This window comes from Parashewanella curva, from assembly GCF_003675895.1.
In the GTDB taxonomy this organism is placed as follows: domain Bacteria; phylum Pseudomonadota; class Gammaproteobacteria; order Enterobacterales; family Shewanellaceae; genus Parashewanella; species Parashewanella curva.
On record NZ_ML014884.1, the window covers coordinates 1 to 5,962 of the forward strand.

Genomic DNA, 5,962 nt, shown 5'->3' on the forward strand with positions numbered 1-5,962 from the left:
ATCCGGACAGCGATTCCGGACTTGAACAAAAATCGTCCGGATAATACCGAATTCAATGTCCGGATTATCCCGAAACAGGTGTCCGGATAATGCCGAATTCAGTGTCCGGATTGCTCCGAATTATGCATTAAATTACCTGAATTACCAAATTTAAATGAAAATACGCCGTTGTTTGTTCGGCATCGCGCATCAGGTCGAGGTCGTGAACAAGGGATTCTCAACGCCAATTTAGGTATTCGCGGGGGTTGAAGCCCAACGGTACGAAAACCTACGCTAAGGAAGCATAAAATTGAATTTTAGATTTAAATATCAATTAGATACGTTAAGCGAGGTGTTGATTTTATTTTAGCCTTCGTTAGCTCAGTAGATTTTTGTAAAAAAGTCATTATCTATTGGAAGTGTCAAAATCTCTGATTGATTAATGTGAATAGAGTGAAATAATTCAGGTTTTATTAACCGCTTAGTGATAATTTCAGGTAATTGAGTCTGATTAAAGTCAATCAGAAACCTATATTCACTTTGATGTTCAAACTGTCTTTCTTTATCGAAGCTCGCTTTCAAAATGTAATCTTTATCAGAAAAGTTCTCATCAGGTGCAAAACCCAATTTCGAATCAGAATACGTTACAGAACCATGTGTGAGTTCAATAAGATGTGTGGACTTAGCTAGTCGGCATACACTTTTGTTCTTGTTAATAATTTGATTTACTATTGCTTCAACAAGAAACTTTGCAAATTGTTCAGTTGAAATTTCCAACTTTGAACAGCTATCGTAACTGGGTTCAATTGAATGACTAATTTTTTTTAGCTGAGATATAGACTCAGATTGAAGTGAGGTTAAGCAATATATTAATGCATTGGTTTCAACTCCGTGCACTATTTCCGTTTGTATCATTTTTGAAAGTCTATCTGGATTGCCGATCCCTAACTGTGATGACAACACGTCAAAGAAGGTATCACGACTGCTAATTATTCGGTGATTAATTGAAAAATCAGGTGAGTCCTTGCTTGCTCTTGGTAACTGATTTTTATTAGAAGATACAATATTCAATTTACCTTCATTTTCATCTTGAACTTTAGCGTTCAGGTTTTGTGTTTCGATACTCCTTAAGCCTTCGAGTGAGTTCAATCTAATGGTTGCCCTGCTGTTTGAAGGCGAATATCTCTGTTCAGTAAACCTATAAAGCTGATGAACGGGCTTTTGTGTTAACCCAAAGACACATACTAAAAGGTATAATTCTTGTTTGTCAGACTTAAAACAATAGACCTGTTCTAACTTTCTTTTCCAAGTTGAGAATTTGGAACGTTTCTTAAGGGAACGATTTTCGGCTAAAAAAGTATTTCCATCGATAACTCTAGTCAGAGTAAATTGCAGCATAGTTACTCCAAGTGATTAAGTCTATAGTATTCTATATTCCACAAATTGAAGAAAAAAAGTGTTCAATAAGTAAAAACCTTCCTTGTATTTTTGCGCTTAAACGTCGACCTCTTGTTTACAAATGGCATAGACCGTAGAGCGAGCAATACCAAGCTGTTTTGCAATCTCTGATGCTTGTACGCCACTTCGTTTAAGCTTAATGACTTGAGAACGATCTACGGAAGGTTTGCGACCAAACCTAATTCCTTTAGCCCGTGCTTCTATTCTCCCCTCATTTGTTCTTTCGAGAATTCGTTGACGCTCAGCTTGTGCTACTGCAGCTAAAATAGTTACAACCATTTTCCCCATTGTACCTTCAGTGCTGATCCCATCGTCCAAGAATTTAACAGAGACGCCCATGTCATCGAACTCTTTAATCAATTGGATCATATCGGCAGTATCTCTACCTAATCGATCAAGTTTTTTTACCAATATCACATCTCCTTCTTCAACTTTTAGTCGAAGCAGGTTTAGCCCTTCTCGATCAGCTTTGCTTCCAGTGGCTTTGTCAGAAAAAATTCGGTTAGGTTTTACACCTTCTGCTTTTAGAGCCTGAATTTGTAGGTCGAGGGATTGTTGACTGGTTGAGACTCTGGCATACCCAAAATTTCGCATGGGTTTTGTCCTTTAAATCGATTAATAGACAAGGTGTCTAATAATGTGTTAAAAACGATTTAATGGACATTATACGAGGGAGCGATTTGGCTGTCTATTAAGTTATAACATTTTGGACAGGTAACTTTTAATCACTCTCAAATTTTACAAAACCATTGACAGGGATTTTCAGTGGCTATTGATTTTTTATCTGATGAGCAAAAAGCCCAGTATGGAAAATTTCACGAAGTGCCAAATGAAGCTCAATTAGCAAGATACTTTCATCTTGATGAGTCTGATAAAGAGTTCATATCTATTCGTCGTGGTGAGCACAACCGATTAGGTATTGCACTGCAACTGGCATCATTAAGATTTTTAGGAACCTTTAGTAAAGATGTAACAACCTTGCCATTGGTTGTTAAAAGGTATGTTGCAAAACAGCTTTCAATAAAAAGTGTCAGAGTACTCAATAAATACGCCATTAGGGAAATCACTCAATTTGAACACAATGGCGCGATAAGAGAAAAATATGGTTATCATGAATTTTCTACAGGGATGTGGCAATTTAGATTAAGTCGTCAATTGTACACTCGAGCTTGGATCAGCAACGAACGTCCTAGCCTAATGTTTGATTTCGCTACAGCATGGCTAATTCAGCATAAAGTTCTTTTACCCGGTGTTACAACGTTAACTCGACTAATTTCCTCGATAAGTGAACGAGCAGCAAATCGTCTTTGGTCACGATTATCAGCCCTTCCGAATGGGCAACAAATTCAAAAGCTAGATGAATTATTAGAAGTTCCCACCAAAGGAAAATCATCAAAGCTGGATAGATTGAGAAAAGAACCAACAACAATTAGTAGCGTGTCTTTTAATGTAGCTGTCCAGCGTTATTTAGAATTGAAAGCTTATGGTATTCAGAGCCTAGATTTTGCTGGTATCCCAGTAGCTAGATTAAAAAATTTAGCCCGTCATCCTGTGATGACCTCCGTATATAAACTTGCAAGACTTTCTGATGAAAAGCGTATTTCGTATTTGGTGGCTTTTATCAAGTATTACGAAACATTAGCTTTAGATGATGCAATTGACATACTTGATATGCTGATCACGAGTATTGCAGGTGAAGCTAAAAGGCTGGGGAAGAAAAAACGGCTCAGGACATTAAAGGATCTCGATAAGTCAGCATTGCAGCTTGCCAGCGTTTGTACGGTGTTACTTGATGATGACACCGCCCCTTCTGAGTTAAGAAAAGAGATATTTAAAAAAATTTCTAGAAAGAAGCTTGCTGCATCTATCGAAAATATACATTCAATAGCCAGACCATCAAGTGATAATTTTCATGATGAAATGGTTGAACAATATGGAAAAGTGTCTCGATTGATGCCAGCTTTACTGAGAGATATTGAAATTGGTGGTACTACAGCTGGTCAGAATACACTAAAAACATACCATTACCTTGCAGAAGAATTGGATTCGCGTAAACAATTTCTAGAACAACCTCCTTTAGAAATTATCAGTCCAGCTTGGAAACGTCTGGTATATGACAAAGAAGGCCGAGTAACTAAGCGTGGATATACACTATGTTTTATTGATAATTTTCAAGACAGCATTCGGAGACGAGATGTCTTTGCTAAGCATGGGGAGAAATGGGGAGATCCAAGAGCAAAATTACTCAATGGTGTTGAATGGCAACAAAACAGAATTCAGGTTTGCCGATCATTAGGACATCCTTTAAAGGGGGGTGATGCATTAAGTAGACTCGTGGAGCAATTAGAAAACACTTATAAACGGGTAGTTAATAATTTCCCACAAAATGAGGCTGTCACCTTAGTCAATTCAGGAAAGAAACCAAGCCTGACAATTACTAACCTAGATCGACTTGAGGAACCTGAATCTTTAATAGAATTAAATCAGCAAGTCACAGCACTATTGCCTAAAGTAGATCTTACAGAGTTGCTATTGGAAATTCATGAACATACTGGATTTTTGAACGAATTTAGCCACATTAGCGAAACAAACGCTAGAGCCAAAGATTTACCCATCAGTATCTGTGCTGTATTAGTAGCAGAAGCCTGTAATATTGGTTTCGAACCCTTAATAAAATCACATATCCCTGCACTTACAAGGCATAGATTGAGCTGGGTTAAACAAAACTACTTTAGAAATGAAAGTATTGTAAACGCAAATGCTAAGTTAGTTGATCATCAGGCAACCTTACCTTTGGCTCAGCAATGGGGTGGCGGAGAAGTTGCTTCTGCTGATGGTATTCGTTTTGTTACACCAGTGAAAACAATTAATTCAGCGGCTAATAAAAAATATTTTGGTGCAGGACGAGGGATCACTTGGTATAACTTTTTATCTGACCAATATTCAGGCTTTCATGGAATCGTCATTCCTGGAACTTTGCGTGATTCAATGTTTGTTTTGGAAGGACTATTAGAGCAGCAGACAGGATTAAACCCTACTGAAATAATGACGGATACCACTGGTACAAGTGATCTTGTTTTTGGATTGTTTTGGCTATTGGGTTATCAGTTTTCACCTCGTTTAGCTGATGCAGGTGAGGCTGTATTCTGGAAAGTAGACAAAGATACAGATTATGGTGCTCTTAATGATGTAGTTCGTGGAGTAGTAAAAACAGAAAAAATTTTACAACAATGGGATGATATGATGCGCTTGGCTGGTTCGTTGAAGTTAGGGAAGATCAGAGCCTCCGAGCTTATCAGTACACTACTAAAAAGCACCAAACCGTCCAGTTTGGCACAAGCCATTATTGAAGCAGGAAAGATCAATAAGACAATTTATCTTTTAAATTATATTGATGATGAGGACTACCGACGCAGAATTTTGACTCAACTTAATCGTGGAGAAGGTCGTCATGCTGTAGCAAGGGTAATCTGCTACGGTCAAAGAGGTGAAATACGAAAGCGTTACCGAGAGGGGCAAGAGGATCAGCTGGGTGCTTTAGGGCTGGTCACCAATGCGGTTGTTTTGTGGAACACAATATATATGCAGTCTGCAATAGAGCACCTAGAAGATGCGTCTGAAATAAAATCTGAAGATAAAGCAAGGTTATCGCCCCTTGGTCATGCTCATATAAACGTATTGGGTCACTATTCATTTACACTGGAAGAACAAGTATCTAAGGGGAATTTAAGACCGCTTAATCAACTCAATGAGGATAGTCACTGATGTCCGCAGAAAAAGCTGTTTATCAATTTATCTATAGCAAAAAAGATGACCTTCTAAAGCATGTTAATATTTTCCATATTAGGGTTCATCTCGGAAAAACTTATAGCGAAGAACAGCTACAGGAAGCCCTTTCTTCATTAGTTGCTCAAGGTAAGATTAAAACAAATGCGAGAAGTGACGAGAAGGGACTGACTTCATATTGGGTAAGGTATGATCCAGATAAATATAGCATTAAAGAAGATAAAAACGGTTTTGTAACCCCATGCTCTCCTAGTCATTCATTACAAATGTTAAACAACTACATGCGAACAGATCTTTTGCAATTAATCCATGTTCAGATCCATAAATTTAAAGAGTTACAGCTAAATCAATCGCCCCTCGTTTATCTTATAAATTCTTTAAGTGATGTCATTAAATTAGTCTCAAAAAAAGGACAGCTGCTGATGGATACTGTATGCCAGAATCCATTTCATCATCACCCCATATTCGATTTAGAGCCATCTACTGATTCTGAGCATGATATCAAGTTGATGAGGTTCCATTTAAATGAGCTCAAAAAAATTCAAATGGAGCTTGATGATGATTTATAAATCATTTATGCCCCGAAATGATTTAGAGCATTAACTTTAATGCTGTTCTATGATTATTACTCCCAAATTATTTACATGAACATTAGATTTTAAATTAAATTCACTTAAAAGAAATTGACTGAATTCGTCACGCAGTTTTTGACCTAAATTAAACCCAGTTACAATTCTCT

General features: G+C 37.4%; 4 protein-coding genes. 2 read left to right on the forward strand and 2 right to left on the reverse strand.

All coding sequences use genetic code 11. The annotated features are described in order from the left end of the window. Window positions 1-360: 360 nt before the first annotated feature. Together D5018_RS20475 and D5018_RS20480 are read right to left on the reverse strand one after the other, a co-directional pair. Complete coding sequence (locus tag D5018_RS20475) at window positions 361-1,377, reverse strand: hypothetical protein (protein WP_121840832.1); 1,017 nt, start codon at window positions 1,375-1,377, stop codon at window positions 361-363. Between the two features lie 96 nt (window positions 1,378-1,473). After that, window positions 1,474-2,031 (reverse strand): recombinase family protein, encoded by a 558-nt coding sequence (locus D5018_RS20480; RefSeq protein WP_121840833.1) that lies wholly within the window; start codon window positions 2,029-2,031, stop codon window positions 1,474-1,476. Window positions 2,032-2,202: 171 nt separating this feature from the next. Here D5018_RS20480 and D5018_RS20485 point away from each other — a divergent pair, with 171 nt between their 5' ends. Continuing rightward, window positions 2,203-5,202, forward strand: a complete 3,000-nt coding sequence (locus D5018_RS20485) for a Tn3 family transposase (RefSeq protein ID WP_121840834.1) — start codon at window positions 2,203-2,205, stop codon at window positions 5,200-5,202. Next, the gene (locus D5018_RS20490) at window positions 5,202-5,792 is read left to right on the forward strand and encodes a hypothetical protein (RefSeq protein WP_121840835.1); all 591 of its coding nucleotides are present in this window, start codon (window positions 5,202-5,204) and stop codon (window positions 5,790-5,792) included. Before D5018_RS20485 ends, D5018_RS20490 begins: the two co-directional genes overlap by 1 nt. Window positions 5,793-5,962: the final 170 nt, after the last annotated feature.